Source organism: Flavobacterium sp. GW821-FHT11G01 (assembly GCF_058808175.1).
This window is the reverse complement of the sequence record NZ_JBXARK010000010.1, coordinates 172,048-189,988: the sequence shown is the minus strand read 5'-3', so window position 1 is coordinate 189,988 and position 17,941 is coordinate 172,048. Positions and strand designations below refer to the sequence as shown.

The 17,941-nt window shown below is 31.9% G+C and carries 18 protein-coding genes, 1 tRNA gene and 1 pseudogene; 11 read left to right on the top strand and 9 right to left on the bottom strand.

The features are described from left to right. The first annotated feature begins 53 nt into the window (after nucleotides 1-53). A complete protein-coding gene (locus tag AC1RRN_RS17875) occupies nucleotides 54-1,127 on the top strand; it encodes a glycosyltransferase family 2 protein (RefSeq protein WP_492968605.1) in 1,074 nt (357 codons plus the stop codon). Nucleotides 1,128-1,624: 497 nt separating this feature from the next. On the opposite strand, the gene AC1RRN_RS17870 is transcribed toward AC1RRN_RS17875, so the two are convergent. The 9 genes and pseudogenes from AC1RRN_RS17870 to AC1RRN_RS17830 form a co-directional block, all read right to left on the bottom strand. Continuing rightward, the gene (locus tag AC1RRN_RS17870; protein ID WP_492968604.1) at nucleotides 1,625-2,227 is read right to left on the bottom strand and encodes an IS3 family transposase; all 603 of its coding nucleotides are present in this window, start codon (nucleotides 2,225-2,227) and stop codon (nucleotides 1,625-1,627) included. A gap of 94 nt (nucleotides 2,228-2,321) precedes the next feature. Continuing rightward, complete coding sequence (locus AC1RRN_RS17865; protein ID WP_492968603.1) at nucleotides 2,322-3,482, bottom strand: IS3 family transposase; 1,161 nt, start codon at nucleotides 3,480-3,482, stop codon at nucleotides 2,322-2,324. Nucleotides 3,483-3,768: 286 nt separating this feature from the next. After that, entirely contained in the window at nucleotides 3,769-4,377 is a 609-nt protein-coding gene (locus AC1RRN_RS17860; RefSeq protein WP_492968602.1) for an IS3 family transposase, read from the bottom strand. 28 nt (nucleotides 4,378-4,405) lie between these two features. Further along, nucleotides 4,406-5,563: an IS3 family transposase gene (locus AC1RRN_RS17855; RefSeq protein WP_492968601.1), complete on the bottom strand. Its 1,158-nt coding sequence runs from the start codon at nucleotides 5,561-5,563 to the stop codon at nucleotides 4,406-4,408. 495 nt (nucleotides 5,564-6,058) lie between these two features. Then, nucleotides 6,059-6,139 (bottom strand) — tRNA-Tyr (locus tag AC1RRN_RS17850). A 185-nt stretch (nucleotides 6,140-6,324) separates the two neighbouring features. Then, a pseudogene (locus AC1RRN_RS17845) lies at nucleotides 6,325-6,711 on the bottom strand (peroxiredoxin family protein); the annotation flags it as partial. 18 nt (nucleotides 6,712-6,729) lie between these two features. Continuing rightward, nucleotides 6,730-7,491, bottom strand: a complete 762-nt coding sequence (locus tag AC1RRN_RS17840) for a DUF4369 domain-containing protein (protein ID WP_492968600.1) — start codon at nucleotides 7,489-7,491, stop codon at nucleotides 6,730-6,732. Between the two features lie 257 nt (nucleotides 7,492-7,748). Next, nucleotides 7,749-8,189 (bottom strand): KTSC domain-containing protein, encoded by a 441-nt coding sequence (locus AC1RRN_RS17835; RefSeq protein ID WP_026983258.1) that lies wholly within the window; start codon nucleotides 8,187-8,189, stop codon nucleotides 7,749-7,751. Nucleotides 8,190-8,484: 295 nt separating this feature from the next. Continuing rightward, nucleotides 8,485-8,736: a hypothetical protein gene (locus AC1RRN_RS17830; protein ID WP_074662021.1), complete on the bottom strand. Its 252-nt coding sequence runs from the start codon at nucleotides 8,734-8,736 to the stop codon at nucleotides 8,485-8,487. A gap of 86 nt (nucleotides 8,737-8,822) precedes the next feature. On the opposite strand from AC1RRN_RS17830, the gene AC1RRN_RS17825 reads away from it, so the two are divergent. The 10 genes from AC1RRN_RS17825 (at nucleotide 8,823) to AC1RRN_RS17780 (ending at nucleotide 17,817) form a co-directional block, all read left to right on the top strand. After that, nucleotides 8,823-9,362, top strand: a complete 540-nt coding sequence (locus tag AC1RRN_RS17825) for a hypothetical protein (RefSeq protein WP_492968599.1) — start codon at nucleotides 8,823-8,825, stop codon at nucleotides 9,360-9,362. Continuing rightward, complete coding sequence (locus AC1RRN_RS17820) at nucleotides 9,362-9,508, top strand: hypothetical protein (RefSeq protein ID WP_492968598.1); 147 nt, start codon at nucleotides 9,362-9,364, stop codon at nucleotides 9,506-9,508. The genes AC1RRN_RS17825 and AC1RRN_RS17820 overlap by 1 nt, the downstream gene beginning before the upstream one ends. Before the next feature lie 90 nt (nucleotides 9,509-9,598). Continuing rightward, nucleotides 9,599-9,832 (top strand): hypothetical protein, encoded by a 234-nt coding sequence (locus AC1RRN_RS17815; RefSeq protein ID WP_492968597.1) that lies wholly within the window; start codon nucleotides 9,599-9,601, stop codon nucleotides 9,830-9,832. Further along, complete coding sequence (locus AC1RRN_RS17810; protein WP_492968595.1) at nucleotides 9,822-10,202, top strand: YchJ family protein; 381 nt, start codon at nucleotides 9,822-9,824, stop codon at nucleotides 10,200-10,202. The genes AC1RRN_RS17815 and AC1RRN_RS17810 overlap by 11 nt, the downstream gene beginning before the upstream one ends. A 106-nt stretch (nucleotides 10,203-10,308) precedes the next feature. Beyond that, nucleotides 10,309-11,427, top strand: a complete 1,119-nt coding sequence (locus tag AC1RRN_RS17805; protein WP_492968594.1) for a vWA domain-containing protein — start codon at nucleotides 10,309-10,311, stop codon at nucleotides 11,425-11,427. Between the two features lie 153 nt (nucleotides 11,428-11,580). Further along, a complete protein-coding gene (locus AC1RRN_RS17800; protein WP_492968593.1) occupies nucleotides 11,581-13,044 on the top strand; it encodes a magnesium chelatase in 1,464 nt (487 codons plus the stop codon). A gap of 162 nt (nucleotides 13,045-13,206) precedes the next feature. After that, entirely contained in the window at nucleotides 13,207-13,800 is a 594-nt protein-coding gene (locus AC1RRN_RS17795) for a 2OG-Fe(II) oxygenase (RefSeq protein WP_492968592.1), read from the top strand. Nucleotides 13,801-13,853: 53 nt separating this feature from the next. Continuing rightward, entirely contained in the window at nucleotides 13,854-14,708 is an 855-nt protein-coding gene (locus AC1RRN_RS17790) for an EamA family transporter (RefSeq protein ID WP_492968591.1), read from the top strand. A gap of 465 nt (nucleotides 14,709-15,173) precedes the next feature. Continuing rightward, a complete protein-coding gene (locus tag AC1RRN_RS17785) occupies nucleotides 15,174-16,460 on the top strand; it encodes a Glu/Leu/Phe/Val family dehydrogenase (RefSeq protein WP_492968590.1) in 1,287 nt (428 codons plus the stop codon). A 133-nt stretch (nucleotides 16,461-16,593) separates the two neighbouring features. Further along, nucleotides 16,594-17,817, top strand: a complete 1,224-nt coding sequence (locus tag AC1RRN_RS17780) for a sterol desaturase family protein (RefSeq protein ID WP_492968589.1) — start codon at nucleotides 16,594-16,596, stop codon at nucleotides 17,815-17,817. The last annotated feature ends 124 nt before the right edge of the window (nucleotides 17,818-17,941 follow it).

Here is a 17,941-nt window from a genome sequence, read left to right as displayed (position 1 = left end):
ATGAAAATAAGTAGTAATAATAAAATAAAAATAATAAAGTAATAAAATATATAATGATAAAAATAAGGTTAAGTAAATCAATATTTCAGATCCAAAATTTTGCTCTAAATAGTCTAAGTGGTATAGCTAAAATTATTCATGCAAAAAAACGCAAAAAATCTATTAATGAGCTTAAAAAAGTGAATTTTGTTGAGGTTCCGGATAATAAAAGTGAAATAAGACTATTTGCAATAATGAGAAATGAATCTTTAAGATTACCTTATTTTTTTGAATATTATAAAAATATAGGTGTAGACAGATTTTTTATAATTGATAATAATTCTACAGATGATTCTGCCTTGATTGCATCTCAAGAGGATAATGTCCATATTTATTCAACAAAAGACAGTTTTAAAAATTTTTGGTTCTGGATGGAGTATTTATTGAAAGAATTTGGCTCCGAGCAATGGTGTTTGGTTGTTGATATTGATGAGTTATTTTCTTATCCTTATTCTGAAAAATTAAACCTAGGAGAGCTAATTCATTTTCTAGAAGAGGAAAAAAGTACTTCTGTATTAAGTCTTTTATTAGATATGTATTCTGATAAAAGCATAAGATCAACACATTATAGTAAAGGAGAAAATCCATTATCAAAAATTCCATTCTTTGATAAGAGTTATGAAATCAGAAACTTTAGATTTATAGATAAAAATTCTTATTCATTTTTTTATTCTAAATCATTTACAGGAGGAATGCGTAAAAGAGTTTTTGGAAACATTTCGACACCACATGTTTTATCGAAAATTTCATTATTCAAAAATAATCAAAATAATTATCTCACAGATGGTATGCATGCTATAAATAACTCAAAAATAAGTACTGTACAAGGGGCTGTTTTTCATACAAAATTTTTATTCGATTTTATAGATGAGGTCAATGAAGAAATTAAACGTGAACAACATTTTGGAAATGCGTTTTATTATAAACATTATGAAAAAAAAATAGGGAAACAAGAAGACTTAAATCTACATTGTGAATCTTCAGTGAGATATTTGAATACTAAGCAGTTATTGGATTTGGGAATTATGTTTACGAATCCTGCTTTTGATAGATATGTAGAATTTAAAAGTAGAAAAATTAACATATAATCTTAAGTGTTACAAAACCTAACAAAACTCGAACTAAATTTCCTTGAATAAAGGCGTTTAAATTCTTAAGAAAATAAGGCAAAATTATCGAACTTTAAAATGCAGGATAAATCTAGATTTAGCTGCATTACTTTAAAATGGTAGCGGGAATAGGACTCTAACAGTTAATGAAAAAAACAACTAAAAAATATGCAGCGTAATACATATTAGAACCTTAAATTTTTAGCCCTTGATTTTGCAAACTTCTAGTTTTTTAAACAATATGTGTCACGATTTTGTTACAAAATTCAAGCAATAATTTTGTGAAGTTAAATATATAATGTATGTTTTTTGGTTATTAGATTATGCTGAACTTCGGAGGTAAAAATCTTTGAAGAATGATGCGATTTGCAGATCAATTTACAGATAAGGAAATTTTCGTGACACTGTGACGAAAATTAAGCTATCAATTATTTTATTATTCTGTTTTTGTAGAGATCATAGCCTGTATAGTACTCTTAATTTTTTTTTACTTTGCTAAACAAACCTAATTCTCTCATATGTTTATGGACAGTGGTGCATGATATTTGAAATCCTTTCTTTTGCAATTCTATTGTAATTCGTGGAGATCCATAGCGCTGTTCAAAATCAAAAAATATGATTGTTATTTCGTTCTGTATTAAGATTTTGCTTTTTTGTTTTTCAGTAACATGCTGATTCGTCCATGCTCGATAAGTGCCTCTGTTTAAACCTAAGACTTCGCACATTAGTCTAATAGAGTATATCTTTTCATTGCTTGCCATAAAATTAAAAATTGCCGGTCTGCCTTGATTGAGATATTTACCAGCATTTTTTAAAATTTCAAATTTTAAATTTGACTTTAAAGTTTTTTTTTCAAGCTCTTGAATTCTTTGTCTTTCAATATTTAATTTTAAATAGTCATTTCCTAAGGAATCTTCTGTATTAAATTTTTCATAATCCCGACGCCATGTACTTAATGCAGCTTTATATAAGTCAAGTTCTTTTTCTAGTTTTGCTAAGCTAGTGGTACGTCGCTCGTAACTAAGTAAGACTGCTTTTTCTTTGAATTCAAAATCAAATTTCCTTCTATTTACTTTCATGTAATGGGATTAAGATTTATAAATTTCCTTTTCCAACACCCAATTTTTTCATTAATATAACTTATATATTTTATCAAAAATTAAATTATCTTCTTCAAATGTTGATCTTATTAAACTCCTCTATAGTTTTGTAGTTCAAAGCTGAATGGATTCTTTTCTTATTATAATAGTTTTCAATAAATTCAAATATTTCCGCTTTCATAAGTTTTTGAGTAATTAGTTCACTTTTCCTATATATCAGTTCTCTTTTTAATGAATTAAAAAAGCTTTCAGCAACAGCATTGTCAATACTGTTTCCCTTACCACTCATACTTCTTATACACCCATAAGAATTCAGTTTATTAACAAAGACTTTATTGGCATATTGAACTCCTCTATCAGAGTGAAATAGTAATCCTTCTGTAACCGGGCGATTTATTACCGCCATTTCCCAAGCAGCTAAAGTAGTTTTCAATGTGGAGAGCCTGGTACCTAAACTCCATCCAATTATCTTTCTGTCATATAAATCCATAATTATGGTAAGATACAAAAAGCCCTTTTTTGTCTGAATGTAGGTAATGTCAGATACCCAGACTTTTGAGGGTGTATTTATTGTAAATTCTCGATTCAAAACATTAGGAGAAATATAATAACAATGTTTAGAATCGGTTGTTACTTTAAATTTCTTTTTGAGAACTCGCCGTAAGCCTAATTGTTTCATGTAGAACGATACTTGCCTTTCGACAAGTTTATAACCTAGTTTATTGAGTTCTATGGTAATTTGTCTTTTTCCACAGTGTCTTTTAAAACTGAAAAATATTGTTGTAATATCTTTTTTAAGTAAAAGCATATATTGTTGCTTTTTTGAAACCCCGTTATATTTCCATGTTATGTATCCTCCGTTTCCTACTTCCAATATTCTGCACATTTGCGCTATTGAGTATTTTTTTTCGTTGTTTCTTATGAATTGATAAACAGCTAATTTTCCTTGATTTAAATAAGGAGATGCTTTTTTTAAAATCTCAAATCTAAGTTCTGATTCTTTAGATTTCTTTTCAAGGTCGAAGGTAAATCTATTGTCAGGATGTACTCTTACATAACCTGATCCGTGAAAACTTCCCGTTCCAAATTTCTGATACTCCTTGCGCCACCGAGTCAGTAAGCAGGGCAATATTCCGAGTTCATCTGCAAATTCTTTAAGGCTGCTTTTTTCATAACTAAGCTTTACTGCATTTTCTTTGAAAATGCGATCGTATTTTTTTCGCTTTTCTACCATAAGACGATTCTTTAAGTTTTGGTTAACTATTTGAATTACAATTTTATAAATAGTTTTATTTTGAGCATATTTGAAAAGAAGCTGCAGGGTTTTGGCCACTAAAATATTTGATTCTTACACGTCAAGCTTTATTTTGCTGAATTTATACTTGTTCAAAATGATTAGTGCCACGATTCTGCTAAAAACTTAGAGTGATGAATATCTTTAAAAAATGTCCTAAATTTTAATGAAAATAGGGCAATTCCAATTATCGCATATGATTGAGATAAACTGAAACCAAACATTTTCAGGGTTTGAGTTTATACTTTTTTACCGAAACACGCAGATCTAATTCGCGCATATACCTAAGCACTGTATCAGAAGATAATTGGTATCCCGATCTTTGCAGTTCTGCCGTTATGCGCTTTGATCCGTAACGTTTTTGCGATGATATAAATATATATACTATTTCTTCCTTAATCATATTTTTCCATTTCTGTCTTTCAGAAACATATTCATTTTTCCATTTGTTGTAGCTTCCCAGATTTATTCCAAGAATTTTGCACATCATGTAACTTGAATAATTTTGTTCATTTTTAGCTATATATTGAAATATAAAAGGAGGTCCTTTTTGGAGGTAATCTTCTGCTCCTTTAATAATTTTAAATTCAATATCTGTCTTTCTAATTTTTATTTCAAGATCATATATTTTTTTTTCCCGGACATTTAATTTTGATTTTCCTGTAAGAGAGAAATTTTCTTCCCCGTTTATAATGTAGATTTGTCGCCAGTTCCACAACGTTCTGTATGTTATGTTGAATTCTCGAGCGATATCTTCCAGTTTAACTTTTTCAAAACTTAATTTGACAATTTTGAGTTTAAAATTCCGGTTGTAATGTTTTTTAACTGCTTCCATAAATGTAATTAACCATTTTATTTTTATATTATATCTCAGCATTGAACTCTTCAATTGTTTTATATTTAAGGGCTGAATGTCTCCTTTTTTTGTTGTACCAGTTTTCTATATAATCGAATACCTCTGCTCTCATGTTTTTTGGAGTTAATAATGTTTTCTGACTGTATATTAATTCTCTTTTTAATGAATTAAAAAAGCTTTCGGAAACAGCGTTATCGATGCTATTTCCTTTTCCGCTCATGCTTTGTACACAATTATGTTGGTTAAGAATAGTGGTAAAGAGTCTGTTTGCATACTGTGTTCCGCGATCGGAGTGAAATATTAAGCCGTCTTGTATTTTGCGATTGCTTATAGCCATATTCCATGCAGGAAGAATAGTTGTATTTGTTGAAAGCATAGAACTAAGGTTCCAGCCAACTATTTTCCGGTCAAATAAGTCTATGATGACCGTAAGGTATAAAAAACGTTTTTCGATCTGTAGATAGGTGATGTCGGAAACCCAAACCTTTGAAGGTTTGTTTGTCGTAAACTGCCTGTTAAGTATATTTGGCGATATATATAGAGTGTGCTTGGAATCTGTGGTTGCTTTGTATTTCTTTTTGACTTTACGTTTAAGACCAAGCTGCTTCATGAAAAATGTAACCTGGTCTTCTGATATATGTACTCCTCTTTTGCAAAGCTCTCTGGCAATTAAGACACAGCCATGATATTGTTTAAATTCATAAAATACCGCAGTTATTGCATCTTTGAACAGGCTGACCTGCATTTCTCTTTTTGAGAGAGGATGCTGTATCTTTAAATTATACATTGAAGTCGAAACCCCTAAGACCTGACACATTATACCAATGGGGTATTTCTTTTTATTTTGATGAATAAAATTGTACAGAGCCAGTTTGTTCTGAGTTTTTAATTTTATACCTTCTCTGAGTATCACTAATCTTAATTGCGATTCTGCAAGTTTCTTTTCTGATTCAAAAATCTTTAAATCCTCATAATAAATTCTTTTTTTGCCTTCTCCTGGAAAGCTACCCTCTTTATATTTGCAGTAGATCATCCTCCATTTAGAAAGCAATTTGGGTGATATATTAAGTTCTTTGGCTGTGTTAACAACATTTTTTCTTTCATAACTCAGCAGAATTGCATTCTTTTTAAATTCAGGTGTGTGACGTCGTGGTATTTTTTCCATTTTAATATTCTGAATTTGTATATCTGAGATAAATTATTAAAAATAAGATCAAAAGTTACTTTTGTAGCGGATTAAAATTATGTCATTTTGTTCAAGTTTCTGTATTGTAGCGATTTAATATGGATCTAATGAAAGTTTATTAAATTGTGACAGTAGAGTAGACGCTCTACCATTCGAATCTCAGTAGAGAAGAGTGTGATTTTAATGATTTAAGAAGCATTTGAAAAGTTATGCGCCACGAGTATGCCACAAAACTATTTTATGGAAATATCCTTAAAAAACCGCCTTAACTTTTTGTGGTAAAAAAAGTATCCTCTCCATGGATTTTTTGCCACGATTTTGCCATAAAGATTTTGGGCGGTTTTAAAAAATTTGAAAAGCAGTATAAAAGAAAAAAACCTGCGAATCCTAGGATTTGCAGGTTTTACCACGTTTTTTTTGCGGGTTTTTGAAAAGATTGAAAAAGTGACCTTTTTACTTCTTTTACCCTTTTTGTGGGGAGAGCAGGATTCGAACCTGCGAAGTTCACACAGCAGATTTACAGTCTGCCCTCGTTGGCCGCTTGAGTATCTCCCCGAAGCTTGTATTGATGCGCTTTGTTGTGCTAAGCGGTTGCAAATATAGGAACGTTTTTCATGTTTACAAACAAAAATCGAACTTAATTTTAAGTTATTTTAAAGTTATTTTTTAATTCACTGGGATTGAATAAAATAAAAAAATCTCCACAAGGGAGATTTTTTTGTTTTATTCAAAAAGTAGGATTATTTTGCTAATAATTCTACGATTTTTGCTTTTAATTCTGGACCTCTTAAGTCTTGAGCAACTACTTTTCCTGATGAATCAAGGATAAAAGTTGCCGGAATTGATTCAACGTGATATTGAGCCGCAATTGGTTCGTCCCAAAATTTTAAGTTCGAAACGTGTGTCCAGGTTAAGCCATCTTTTGCGATAGCTTCTTTCCACTTGCTAGCTTCTTTATCTAAAGAAACTCCAATTATATTTAATCCTTTAGCATGTAATTCTTTGTAAAGAGCTACAACATTCGGATTTTCTTTTCTGCATGGTCCACACCATGAAGCCCAGAAATCAACTATAGTTACTTTTCCTAAACTTTCTTTAAGGGAAACTACTTTGCCTTCAGGATTTGGAGCAGAAAAGTCTGATCTTCATTTAGCGCTACCAACAGGAGGAGCTGTTGCACCAACTGCAGGTAATTTTACTTGACCAATTTTTGTTTTAGCTTCTTTTCCTGGAGTAGTATTTTTTACAGACTCATCTAAAGAGTTGTATAAAGCTTCAGCTTTTTTAATATCTGTACTTGGATCATTTAACATACCTTGAATGATCAAAACAGAAATAAATGATTTCGGGTGACTTTCAGCATAAGTAAGATATTTCTTTTTAGAATCTGTCTGAACTTCTGTTTGAATTGCCATGTATTGTTTCATCAAGCCATTGATTGTTGCTGTATCTTGAGCTTGTTGAGCTTGTTGCATTTTCTGAGTGTTGTTTTTCTGAAAATCAATCAATCTCTTTTGAGTTTTATTTAATTCATCTTGAAATTTTACAAACTCTTCGTTATTGTAAGTTCCAGTTACTTTAGATTTATGAATGCTGTCTTTATCAATTGCAATATTGATTTCTCCTGTTTCAAGAATAAATTGTACTGGTTGATTTGCATCCTGAAGAATTAAAGCGTGGAAAGCTGGTTCAGCTACTTTTCCTTTTATTTCAAATTTTTCGTTTTCAACTTTTACTGTATCAAGAGCAACTGTCATTTTTGTTGTTGGATCCTGACCTTGAAGAATGATAGTTTTCCCGTTTGCGATTCCTTTTGCTGTTCCTGTAATAAGGTATTCTCCGTCTTTAACTTTGCTGCATGACATTATCGCAACCGAAGCGGTAAGTAAAAAAAGTATTTTTTTCATTATAAAATTAATTAGTTAATTGATTTGTGCAACAAAAGTATCTAAAAATATAAAACATAAAGAATTTTGTAACCTAAAATTTTGTTATAGTTTTTTTAGTTTCAACTGCCATGTTTTCAGGGTGTTTGCTGGGATTATTTGATTTAAACTCTTAATTATATACTTATTTAAACTCAAACTAAGCATTTTTTTGATTTTTAAGCATAAAAAAAGCACTCTGTTTTGAGAGTGCTTTTAGGTATATTTTTAGTGTAAAACTATTCTTGATTTGTTTTCTTTCTCCATGTGAAAGAGTTCAAAATATGTCTTTTTGCGAATCTTCCTGGAGAATCAGCATTAACCATTTTTACATAAGTTGCTTTAGGAACACTAATGTATTCGTAAACACTTCCGTTAGAGAAATCGATAATTAAACGACCTTCAACAAATTTATAATCTGTAATTGAACAAGTTGAAATCGTTTCTGTATATTCTGGTAAATTTGCTTTAATCGTTTCAGGATTAATACTTACCAAAAAGTGATAAGCTTCAATAATCGCTTTACTTTTTTCTTCTGCCGCTTTCAAACCAGCATCATCACCTTGAAATTTATCAGGATGAGATTCTTTCATCGCATTACGGTAAATGGTTTTTAAATCTTTTAACTCAGCAGTTTTGTCTACGTTTAGTAACTTGCGGTATTCAACTATTTTTTTCATAAATAAAAGGTAACTTATTGTCTATTAGTTTGAAATGAGTGTTTTTTACTTCAAAACGACAAATTTTTTGCAAAGGTACACTTTTTTTTAACTTTTTAGTTTTAAGGTAAAAAATATTCGAAAAAATAAAGAATGTACGTTGATTTAACCGCAAAGTGAGCAAAGTTTTTTAACTAATCGGTATCTAAATAAACACAAAGTTCGCAAAGCTGGATATTAGCTCTGCGAACTTTGCGGTAAAGTTTTTTCTTATTTCAAACTTGAAACATGAAACAAAGAAAACCTGAAACAATTTTTATTTATTCTCAGGCTTATGATTTGCCTTATCAAAGTTTTTAGATTTTTTTGGATATTTATCGTAACTGATATCACTTGGATTTTCGATTACAGACTTAATGGTAACCCAATCTCCAAGATTAAAATTTGAATGCGCGATTTTATAATCTAAAAGATATTCACCACAAAAATAATTGTTGTTTTCATCTTTTTCGATGATACCGGTGTAAACTCCTTTTTGAGGCATTTTTTCTTGTGAATCTTTAGACATGACTTTTAAATTTAAAATTGATGCAGCAAAGTTAAGCATTTAATGTTTGTTTTAGGGAGTTCGCGACAATCTGAGTATATTTGCATATGCAAAAAAACTTCAAGCCACATCCAAATTCCTTCAAAAACACCTTTTGTGTTTTTCATGAAGTGCTTCCAGATGCAATTGAAGGCTTAAAAAAACAATTCGAAAGTAAGGCCGGAAGTACCTATTATTATAGTGAAAAAGGAATGTACAGAGTTTCGAATCATTGGGGAAGATTAGCCAACAGTAAATGGCGTTTGATTGCAATGGAACCGGAAACTCTTTCAAAAACTAAAATTGGTTTTGCGGCCTGGAGCGAATTTCATCCAGATAATGCCGAAGAAAAACTATATTATATTGAAGCTGATTTTGATAGAAATACGGTACTCTATCAGCATAAGAATAATCCGGAATATGATAAAAAAGCGATTCTGCGAACGAGTTTTGAAACTACAAAACGTATCAAACAAATCAGAAATCTGCAGCAGCTAACTTCCTGGGCAAAACATTTTGATGAAGATATTGATGTTTTGAGAGAAAGGATTATAAAAGAATTGATTTATACCGAAAAAACTTTAGAAGAAATTAAAAGAGCAATATAATGGGACGCAACAACGAAAGAAATATTAAAAAGCATAATGACAAATTGCACAAAGCCCAAAACAAAGTAAAACAGGCTGAAATTGCACGTAAAGAAAAGCTAAAAGAAATCATTAAAAAGTTCAACGAAAACAAAGCTGAAGAGTAGAAAGTTTCAAGTTTTTTTAGTTTCAGGTTTCAAGTTGCGTAACGCAACCTGAAACCTGAAACCTGAAACAAAAAATAACAAAACAATATTATGAACACAAAATTCGACGATTTAAAAGTAAGTGTGCAGGAAATCATTGATTTAATTGCTGCAAAAAATGACAGAGAAGCAAATAATAAATTGCTTGATGTAAGTGATGTTTTAGATGAAATGCTGGATCATGCTGAAGAAGATGAAGAATTAAGAGAAATTAGCAGGTATCAGGTTTTACTGAATCAGTTGCATGTTAAGCTAAATGGAGAAGAGCAGGTTGATGGAGAATAAAAAGTGTTTTTGCAATACTGGTTTATTATTTAATGATTGTTATGGATTGTATCTTGAAAATAATCAAAAAGCCCCAACTGCATTAGCTTTAATGCGATCTCGTTATTCTGCTTATGCCACTCATAATGCGGACTATCTTCTGGAAACAACCCATTTTTCAGAAAGACAATATTATTCAAAAGCAGAAATCTTAAAATGGGCAACATCAAATAAATGGCAAAAATTAGAAATTCTAAGTTTTACTGAGAATACAGTTGAGTTTAAAGCTTATTTTTTAGATTCAAATAGAAAACCTCAAACGCATTACGAATTTTCGACTTTTAAATTAGAGAATAATGCATGGTATTATGTTGACGGAAAGTTTGAATAATTGACAGAATTTGCCTCGGTTTCAACTACTTTTGCTTCAATATTTTAACTAAAAATTAATAAACGTTTCTTTTTTCGTAATTCTAAAATAGTGTAATTTTAGAATTATGAAAAACGAATTTAAAAAAGGTTTTTATTTTAAGTCGTACGAAGCCCCATTTCAGTCTCCGTTTGAAAAACTTTTTGGCATTTTCAAAGAGCTTATCACCCATACTTCGGGCGATTTTGATGAAGCTATAGACTGGCTTCGGGAGTTAGATAAAGAATATAAACTGACGGATGAGAACTACACTATCGATGATTTTATCGAAGATTTAAAAAAGAAAGGTTACATAAAAGACGAAGCAAAACCTGATGGTACGTCTGGCTTTGGAATTACGGCTAAAACAGAAAGGGCAATCAGACAACAAGCCTTAGATCAAATTTTTGGAAATCTAAAACGTTCCGGAAACGGAAATCATAAAACCAAACACGCCGGAAATGGCGATGAACATACAGGCGAATTTCGTGAGTTTAATTTTGGAGACGGTTTAGAACGTATTGCGTTAACCGAAAGTTTACGTAATGCACAAATCAACAATGGTGTAGAAAGTTTCATGCTGACCGAAAATGATTTGGTTGTCGAAGAAACACAATACAAAGCCCAAATGAGTACGGTTTTGATGATTGATATTAGCCACAGTATGATTTTGTATGGAGAGGACCGAATTACGCCTGCCAAAAAAGTGGCAATGGCGTTGGCCGAATTAATCACAACGCGTTATCCTAAAGATACATTGGATATTTTGGTTTTTGGAAATGATGCCTGGACAATTCCTATAAAGGATTTGCCCTATTTGCAAGTTGGGCCTTATCATACCAATACGGTTGCAGGACTTCAATTGGCAATGGATATTTTGCGAAGAAAACGAAATACCAACAAACAAATTTTTATGATTACCGACGGAAAACCAAGCTGTGTTCGCGAGCGGGATGGTTCCTATTATATGAACAGTAATGGACTTGACGAGTATATAGTCGATAAATGTTACACACAAGCACAACAAGCCAGAAAACTTCATATTCCGATTACAACTTTTATGATTGCGAACGATCCTTATTTACAGCGTTTTGTGAATCATTTTACAGAAGCAAATCAGGGAAAAGCATTTTATACCGGATTAAAAGGTTTGGGTGAAATGATTTTTGAAGATTATGAAACGAACAGGAAGAAAAGGGTTAGGTAATTAGGTTCAAAGTTCCAAAGGTTCAGAGAAACAAAGGATTCTATATACAATGCATATCGTAGAGGCGCACAGCAGTGCGTCTCCACACAGTAATGACACAAAGGTGTGTTTTTTACATAAAAATAAAATAAACAACAAACTGATATTTCAAAAATGGAAATAAACAACATAATTACATTAGGCCAATTAAAGGCTTCAGGATATAAGAGCATCAGTATTAAAGATGAATTACGAAATAATCTTCGTGAGAAAATCAAATCAGGAACACCGGTTTTTGAAGGTGTTCATGGTTTCGAAAACACGGTAATTCCAGAGTTGGAACGTGCTATTTTATCCCGACATAATATCAATTTATTGGGACTTCGTGGTCAGGCTAAAACCCGTTTGGCCCGCAAAATGATCGAATTATTAGACGAATATATTCCGTTTGTTTCAGGTTCTGAAATTAATGATGATCCGTTAAATCCAATTTCACGTTTTGCAAAAGATTTAATTGCCGAAAAAGGAGATGAAACTCCAATTTCATGGTTGCACAGAAGCGAACGTTTCTTCGAAAAATTGGCAACACCAGATGTAACCGTAGCCGATTTAATTGGAGATGTGGATCCGATAAAAGCAGCAAATTTGAAATTATCATATGCGGATGATCGTGTAATCCATTTCGGAATGATTCCGAGAGCGAATCGTTCTATTTTTGTTATCAACGAATTGCCCGATTTACAAGCCAGAATTCAGGTTGCTTTATTCAATATTTTGCAGGAAGGCGATATCCAGATTAGAGGTTTTAAATTGAGAATGCCATTGGATATGCAGTTTGTATTTACAGCAAATCCGGAAGATTATACCAATAGAGGAAGTATCGTAACACCTCTTAAAGATAGAATTGGTTCTCAAATCCTGACACATTATCCTGAAAGTGTTGCTATTGCCAGAACAATTACAGAACAAGAAGCCAAATTAGATGAAACACAAAACGAAATCGTATATGTACCAAGCCTGGCTAAAGATATTTTAGAACAAATTAGTTTTGAGGCTCGAGATAGTGAATACATCGATAATAAAAGTGGTGTAAGTGCAAGAATGAGTATCACGGCTTTTGAAAATTTAATAAGTACAGCTGAGCGTCGTGCCTTAAAAGCCGGAGTAGATCATACGATTTTACGTCTGTCAGATTTCATAGGAATCATTCCTGCGATTACCGGAAAAGTCGAATTGGTTTACGAAGGAGAGCAGGAGGGAGCGGCTGCAGTAGCTCAGAATTTAATTGGTTCGGCTATTCGAACTTTGTTTCCTGATTTCTTTCCAAAAATTGAAAAATTAGAAAAACCGGGAGAGAAAACCCCGTATTCTGATTTGATTGAATGGTTTTTTGCTGAAAGTGGTTTCGAATTATTAGATGATGCCTCAGATGCAGAATACCAAAGCATTTTGGATGCAGTTTCACCTTTAGATATTTTATTGAAGAAATATCAACCTCAATTAGATAAAAAAGACCACTATTTCATGAAAGAATTTATTTTATGGGCTTTGGTCGAATATAAAAAATTAAGCAAAGATCGTTTTGCACAAGGACATCAATTTAAGGATATGTACGGAAGTTATATTAGTAAATTATAAATTGTGAATTGTTAATTATGAATTATAACTTTGCGTAGAAATAAACCCGACAGCTTTTAAAAAGTTGTCGGATTTTTTATTTATTGAAAATAAAGCTATTACCAGTTTTAATTAGTCTACCTTGCTCCGTTGGCTGCATTTGCAGTCTTTCCCAAAATAAAAATGGAAGAAGGTTTTGAAGATTTGATTGCAAGTTATATTGAAAATAAAGTTGGTATTTCGGAGCATTTTTTAAGCAAGGAATTAGCAGATAATCTCAAACAAAATCTACTCGATTTAAATCAAAGGAGTTTGTTGTCAGAAGCCGGAATTGGCAATTCAGAGAAACTCTCTTATGATGGCGCAATCAGAAGCGATTCAATTTATTGGCTGGATAAAAAGCATAATAATGTTTTCGAAAATGAATTTTTTGCTCAAATTGACGCCTTCATTATTTATTTAAATGAAAGTTGTTACGCCGGAATTACCGGTTATGAATTTCATTATTCGTTATATGAAAAGGGTGATTTCTATCTGAAGCATTTAGATCAATTCAAAAACAATCCAAGTAGAAAGTATTCTATGATCAGCTATCTTAATAGCAATTGGATAGAAAGCGATGGCGGTGAATTAATGATTCATCAGGAAAATAACAATCAAAAAATTTCGCCTACTCAGGGCAAAACCATTTTCTTTAAAAGTAATGAATTAGTACATGAAGTTTTGGTTACACAAAATACCCGAATGAGTATTACAGGTTGGCTGAAAAGTGATTAATTTGAAAATTGTATGCGAGATAAACCTTATTTTTGCATTCAAAATTTGAACCTATGTTATTCCTTATTTTAAGTATTCTGTGCAGTGTAATAGTTGGTGTTATATTCAAAATCACCCGAAAATATAATGCTAATCCCATTCAGATTATAGCTTTCAATTACGTATTTGCGCTAATACTTTGTTATTTTACTTTTAGGCCTGATCTTACTATTGTCGATGCAAATGCACCTTGGAATATCTATCTTGTTATTGGTGTTTTATTACCCATAGTTTTCCTTTTTTTAGTAGCTTCCATCAAACACATGGGAATCGTAAAAACAGATGCCGCTCAGAGATTATCGCTTTTTATTCCGATACTGGCTGCCTGGTTTATTTTCAAAGAAGAATTTAATTCCTATAAGGTAATCGGACTTGTGATTGGCTTTTTGGCTCTTTTATTCATTTTAAGAAAACAATCCGAAAACACAGAAAACAAGTGGATTTATCCAACGGTTGTTTTACTAGGTTTTGGTGTGATTGATATTCTTTTTAAGCAAATTGCACTTTACACCACTTTGCCTTATACAACGTCTTTATTTGTAGTTTTTGATATTTCTTTGGCAATTTCTTTATTGGTAGTTGTTTATGAAACCGTTTTGAAAAAGGTAAAATTAGAGACTAAAAATATTCTTTTTGGAGGTTTAGTTGGACTGTTTAATTTCGGAAATATTTTGTTTTACTTAAAAGCGCATAAAGCATTTTCAGAAAATCCGTCAACTGTTTTTGCTGGAATGAATATGGGCGTTATTATTTTAGGAAGCCTTGTTGGACTGCTTTTTTTCAAGGAAAAATTATCCAAAATTAACTTCATAGGCATCTTTTTAGCCTTAATTGCGATTGTTTTTATCGTAATATCTCAATTTAAGTAAAAAAATTATGTAGTCTAATTCGTTAATTTACAGCTCTTTTAAAGTTAAGTTTTAAATTATTTAAAAATAAACTCTACTAATTCTATAGAATTTAAGAAATATTTATAAATTTGTCCCAACAATGAAATACTCTAGTCAAAATATCATTCAGGTCATGTGCACCACCACGTTGTGTTGCATGGTAACCTATGCAATGAAATGGCGTTAATAGAAAATCACTTGTTAGTTATTTTTTTTTTTAGCCTTTCATGCACCATGAAAGGCTTTTTTTAGAACTATTAAAAAATAGGATATGAGATCAAATAGAAATACGAATATTATGATGCAGTGTTGTCTGATAAAAATTCCATGTTGTCGAATGCGATGTCAGGATAAAAATAAACGTTTTCCTTATCATAAGTAAAAACGTTTTAAATGATAAAGAAAAATACAAATCAAATATTCAAATTTAAAAGATATAAAAATATGAGCGCAGAAATAATTAAACAGAACCCCTTTCAATCTATGATTGATCGTTTTAATATCGCAGCCGATATTCTTAATTTAGATGAATCAATCAGGCAAAAACTGCAACGTCCGGAAAAACAAATCGTGGTTAATTTTTCGATTGTGTTAGATAACGGAACCGTTCAAAATTTTGAAGGATATCGTGTAATTCACAATACAGCTTTAGGTCCATCAAAAGGTGGAATTCGTTATGATACAGCCGTAAACCTTGATGAGGTCAAAGCGCTTGCAGCCTGGATGACCTGGAAATCTGCCGTAACCGGAATTCCTTTTGGAGGAGCAAAAGGCGGCATTATTTGTGATCCGAGAAAACATTCTAAAGCAGAATTAGAGAAAATTACAAGAGCATATACAAAAACTTTATCAGATATCTTTGGACCTGACAAAGATGTGCCAGCACCAGACATGGGAACTGGACCTGACGAAATGGGCTGGTTAATGGATGAATTTTCAATAGTTCACGGTAAACCAATTCATGCCGTAGTAACTGGAAAACATCTGCATTCCGGAGGTTCTTTAGGAAGAGTAGAAGCAACAGGAAGAGGTGTAAGTATTATTACATTATTAGCACTTCAAAAATTAAAATTGCGACCAGCAAGATCTACAGTTGCTATTCAGGGATTTGGGAATGTCGGATTGCATTCGGCTTTGTTTTTATATGAAAAAGGATTGAAAATTGTGGCGGTTAGTGATGTTTCAGAAGCTTTTTACAATCCGGAAGGGCTTAATATTCCAGAGTTAATTTTGTATTATAATCTGAACAATAAGAATATTAAAGGTTATCCAAATTCCGTTGCCATTAAACACGAGGATTTATTGCTTTTAGATGTTGATGTATTAATTCCGGCAGCCAAGGAAGATGTTATTACACAGAAAAATGCCGCTGCTATTAAAGCTAAAATCATTGTTGAAGGTGCTAATGGCCCTGTTTCTTCTGATGCAGATAAAATATTACATGATAATAATGTTTTGGTTGTTCCTGATATTTTAGCGAATGCAGGTGGTGTAACGGTTTCTTATTTTGAATGGCTTCAGAATTCACTTTTAGAATCCTGGAGAATTCATCAGATAAATACGCGTTTGGAAGATATTTTGGAAAAAGGTTTTGAAACTGTTTTCAGAATCGCCTTAAAACATAATGTGACGCCTAGAATTGCAGCCTATATTATTGCTTTGAAAAAGGTGGCTGATACACAAGCTGTAAAAGAGGTAGCATTAGATGCGCCGAAATTCAAACAGAATTAAATATTGGTTTGAGAGAAAGATTTTTTATTTATTGAAATCGTTTTTGGTTAGTAAACGAAATTAATTAGTAAAAATATCTTTCTCTTTTGGTTTATAAATGGCTTTCTCATCTATTAAAAAGTAATTTTTAAAAATGAAACATATTAATTTTCTTGCCTTTGCAATGCCTGCTTTTTTTCTTTTTTTATTTCTGGAATATAAGCTGGCACAACGAAAAAAAAGACCTGAGATTTTCAATTATGAAAGCTCAGTTTCAAACATTAGCATTGGTATAGCCGAGAGATTAATTAATCTTTTTATTGCAGCAAGTTTTTATCAACTTTATTATTTGATTTATGATAATTACAGGCTTTTTGATATTCCGGCTACTATTTTCGTTTGGTTTGCACTAATTCTGGCTACCGATTTTGTTTGGTATTGGTATCACAGATTAGGTCACGAAGTCAATTTTTTCTGGGCAGCGCATATTGTGCATCATCATAGTGAAGAATTTAATTTTACGGCTGCGGCCAGAATTACCACTTTTCAGGCTGTGATTAGAACTGGATTTTGGTGTGTGTTGCCTTTTGTAGGTTTTCATCCAACAATGGTAATTACCATGTTGATTGTTCACGGTGCGTATTCCTTTTTTACGCACACGCAACTTATTGGCAGAATAAAATGGCTGGAATATGTTTTTGTAACGCCTTCTGTTCATGGTATTCATCATGCTTCTGATGAAAAATATCTGGATAAAAATTACGGAGATATGTTTACTTTTTGGGATCGTCTTTTTGGAACTTTTCAGGAAGAGCAGGAAAAACCAAAATATGGATTAACACATCCCTTAAAAAGCTACAGTTTCTTGTGGCAGCATTTTCATTATTATTTTGAAATTTATGAACTATGGAAACGTTCAAAAGGTTTTAAAGCCAGATGGAAAGCCGTTTTTGGAAGTCCAGCGCATATGGATCAGGATATTCGGCCAATATTAGAAAAGCGTTTTCTGCAAGATAAAGAGAATCCACATCAGCGGTTGCGATTCAGAAACTATCTTTATATTCAATTGGGAGTTTGTACTTTGTTTTTAACCGTTTTTACGTATTACTTCGAGTATTTAGATGCTTTTGATAAAGTTTTTGTTTTGTGTTTTATACTTATTACGCTAATCAATTGCGGGGCTTTATTAGAACAGCGAAAATGGATTTATTATCTGGAATACGGAAGGATTTTTATCATAACAACATACTTTTTGTATGAGGAAGATTTAACTTCATTATTTTTTATTCCGTTAGCAATTATGATTTTTGCCGAGCAGTTGTTTTCGTTGAGCCGAAGATATCAAAATGTGGTTTTGCAATTAGAAGTATCAGAATAAATAAGAAAAAATAGCCACGAATTCACGAATTTTTTGCCAATCTGTGCGCAATCATTCGTGAATTCGTGGCTATTTTTTTGCCACAGATTAAAAGAAAATCTGTGTCAATCCGTTTAATCTGACT

What these genes read in the sequence shown, in the direction of transcription:
- AC1RRN_RS17875 (WP_492968605.1), top strand. Translation starts at nt 54, where the DNA reads ATGATAAAAATAAGGTTAAGTAAATCAATATTTCAGATCCAAAATTTT.
- AC1RRN_RS17870 (WP_492968604.1), bottom strand. Translation starts at nt 2,227, where the DNA reads ATGAAAGTAAATAGAAGGAAATTTGATTTTGAATTCAAAGAAAAAGCA.
- AC1RRN_RS17865 (WP_492968603.1), bottom strand. Translation starts at nt 3,482, where the DNA reads ATGGTAGAAAAGCGAAAAAAATACGATCGCATTTTCAAAGAAAATGCA.
- AC1RRN_RS17860 (WP_492968602.1), bottom strand. Translation starts at nt 4,377, where the DNA reads ATGGAAGCAGTTAAAAAACATTACAACCGGAATTTTAAACTCAAAATT.
- AC1RRN_RS17855 (WP_492968601.1), bottom strand. Translation starts at nt 5,563, where the DNA reads ATGGAAAAAATACCACGACGTCACACACCTGAATTTAAAAAGAATGCA.
- AC1RRN_RS17840 (WP_492968600.1), bottom strand. Translation starts at nt 7,491, where the DNA reads ATGAAAAAAATACTTTTTTTACTTACCGCTTCGGTTGCGATAATGTCA.
- AC1RRN_RS17835 (WP_026983258.1), bottom strand. Translation starts at nt 8,189, where the DNA reads ATGAAAAAAATAGTTGAATACCGCAAGTTACTAAACGTAGACAAAACT.
- AC1RRN_RS17830 (WP_074662021.1), bottom strand. Translation starts at nt 8,736, where the DNA reads ATGTCTAAAGATTCACAAGAAAAAATGCCTCAAAAAGGAGTTTACACC.
- AC1RRN_RS17825 (WP_492968599.1), top strand. Translation starts at nt 8,823, where the DNA reads ATGCAAAAAAACTTCAAGCCACATCCAAATTCCTTCAAAAACACCTTT.
- AC1RRN_RS17820 (WP_492968598.1), top strand. Translation starts at nt 9,362, where the DNA reads ATGGGACGCAACAACGAAAGAAATATTAAAAAGCATAATGACAAATTG.
- AC1RRN_RS17815 (WP_492968597.1), top strand. Translation starts at nt 9,599, where the DNA reads ATGAACACAAAATTCGACGATTTAAAAGTAAGTGTGCAGGAAATCATT.
- AC1RRN_RS17810 (WP_492968595.1), top strand. Translation starts at nt 9,822, where the DNA reads ATGGAGAATAAAAAGTGTTTTTGCAATACTGGTTTATTATTTAATGAT.
- AC1RRN_RS17805 (WP_492968594.1), top strand. Translation starts at nt 10,309, where the DNA reads ATGAAAAACGAATTTAAAAAAGGTTTTTATTTTAAGTCGTACGAAGCC.
- AC1RRN_RS17800 (WP_492968593.1), top strand. Translation starts at nt 11,581, where the DNA reads ATGGAAATAAACAACATAATTACATTAGGCCAATTAAAGGCTTCAGGA.
- AC1RRN_RS17795 (WP_492968592.1), top strand. Translation starts at nt 13,207, where the DNA reads ATGGAAGAAGGTTTTGAAGATTTGATTGCAAGTTATATTGAAAATAAA.
- AC1RRN_RS17790 (WP_492968591.1), top strand. Translation starts at nt 13,854, where the DNA reads ATGTTATTCCTTATTTTAAGTATTCTGTGCAGTGTAATAGTTGGTGTT.
- AC1RRN_RS17785 (WP_492968590.1), top strand. Translation starts at nt 15,174, where the DNA reads ATGAGCGCAGAAATAATTAAACAGAACCCCTTTCAATCTATGATTGAT.
- AC1RRN_RS17780 (WP_492968589.1), top strand. Translation starts at nt 16,594, where the DNA reads ATGAAACATATTAATTTTCTTGCCTTTGCAATGCCTGCTTTTTTTCTT.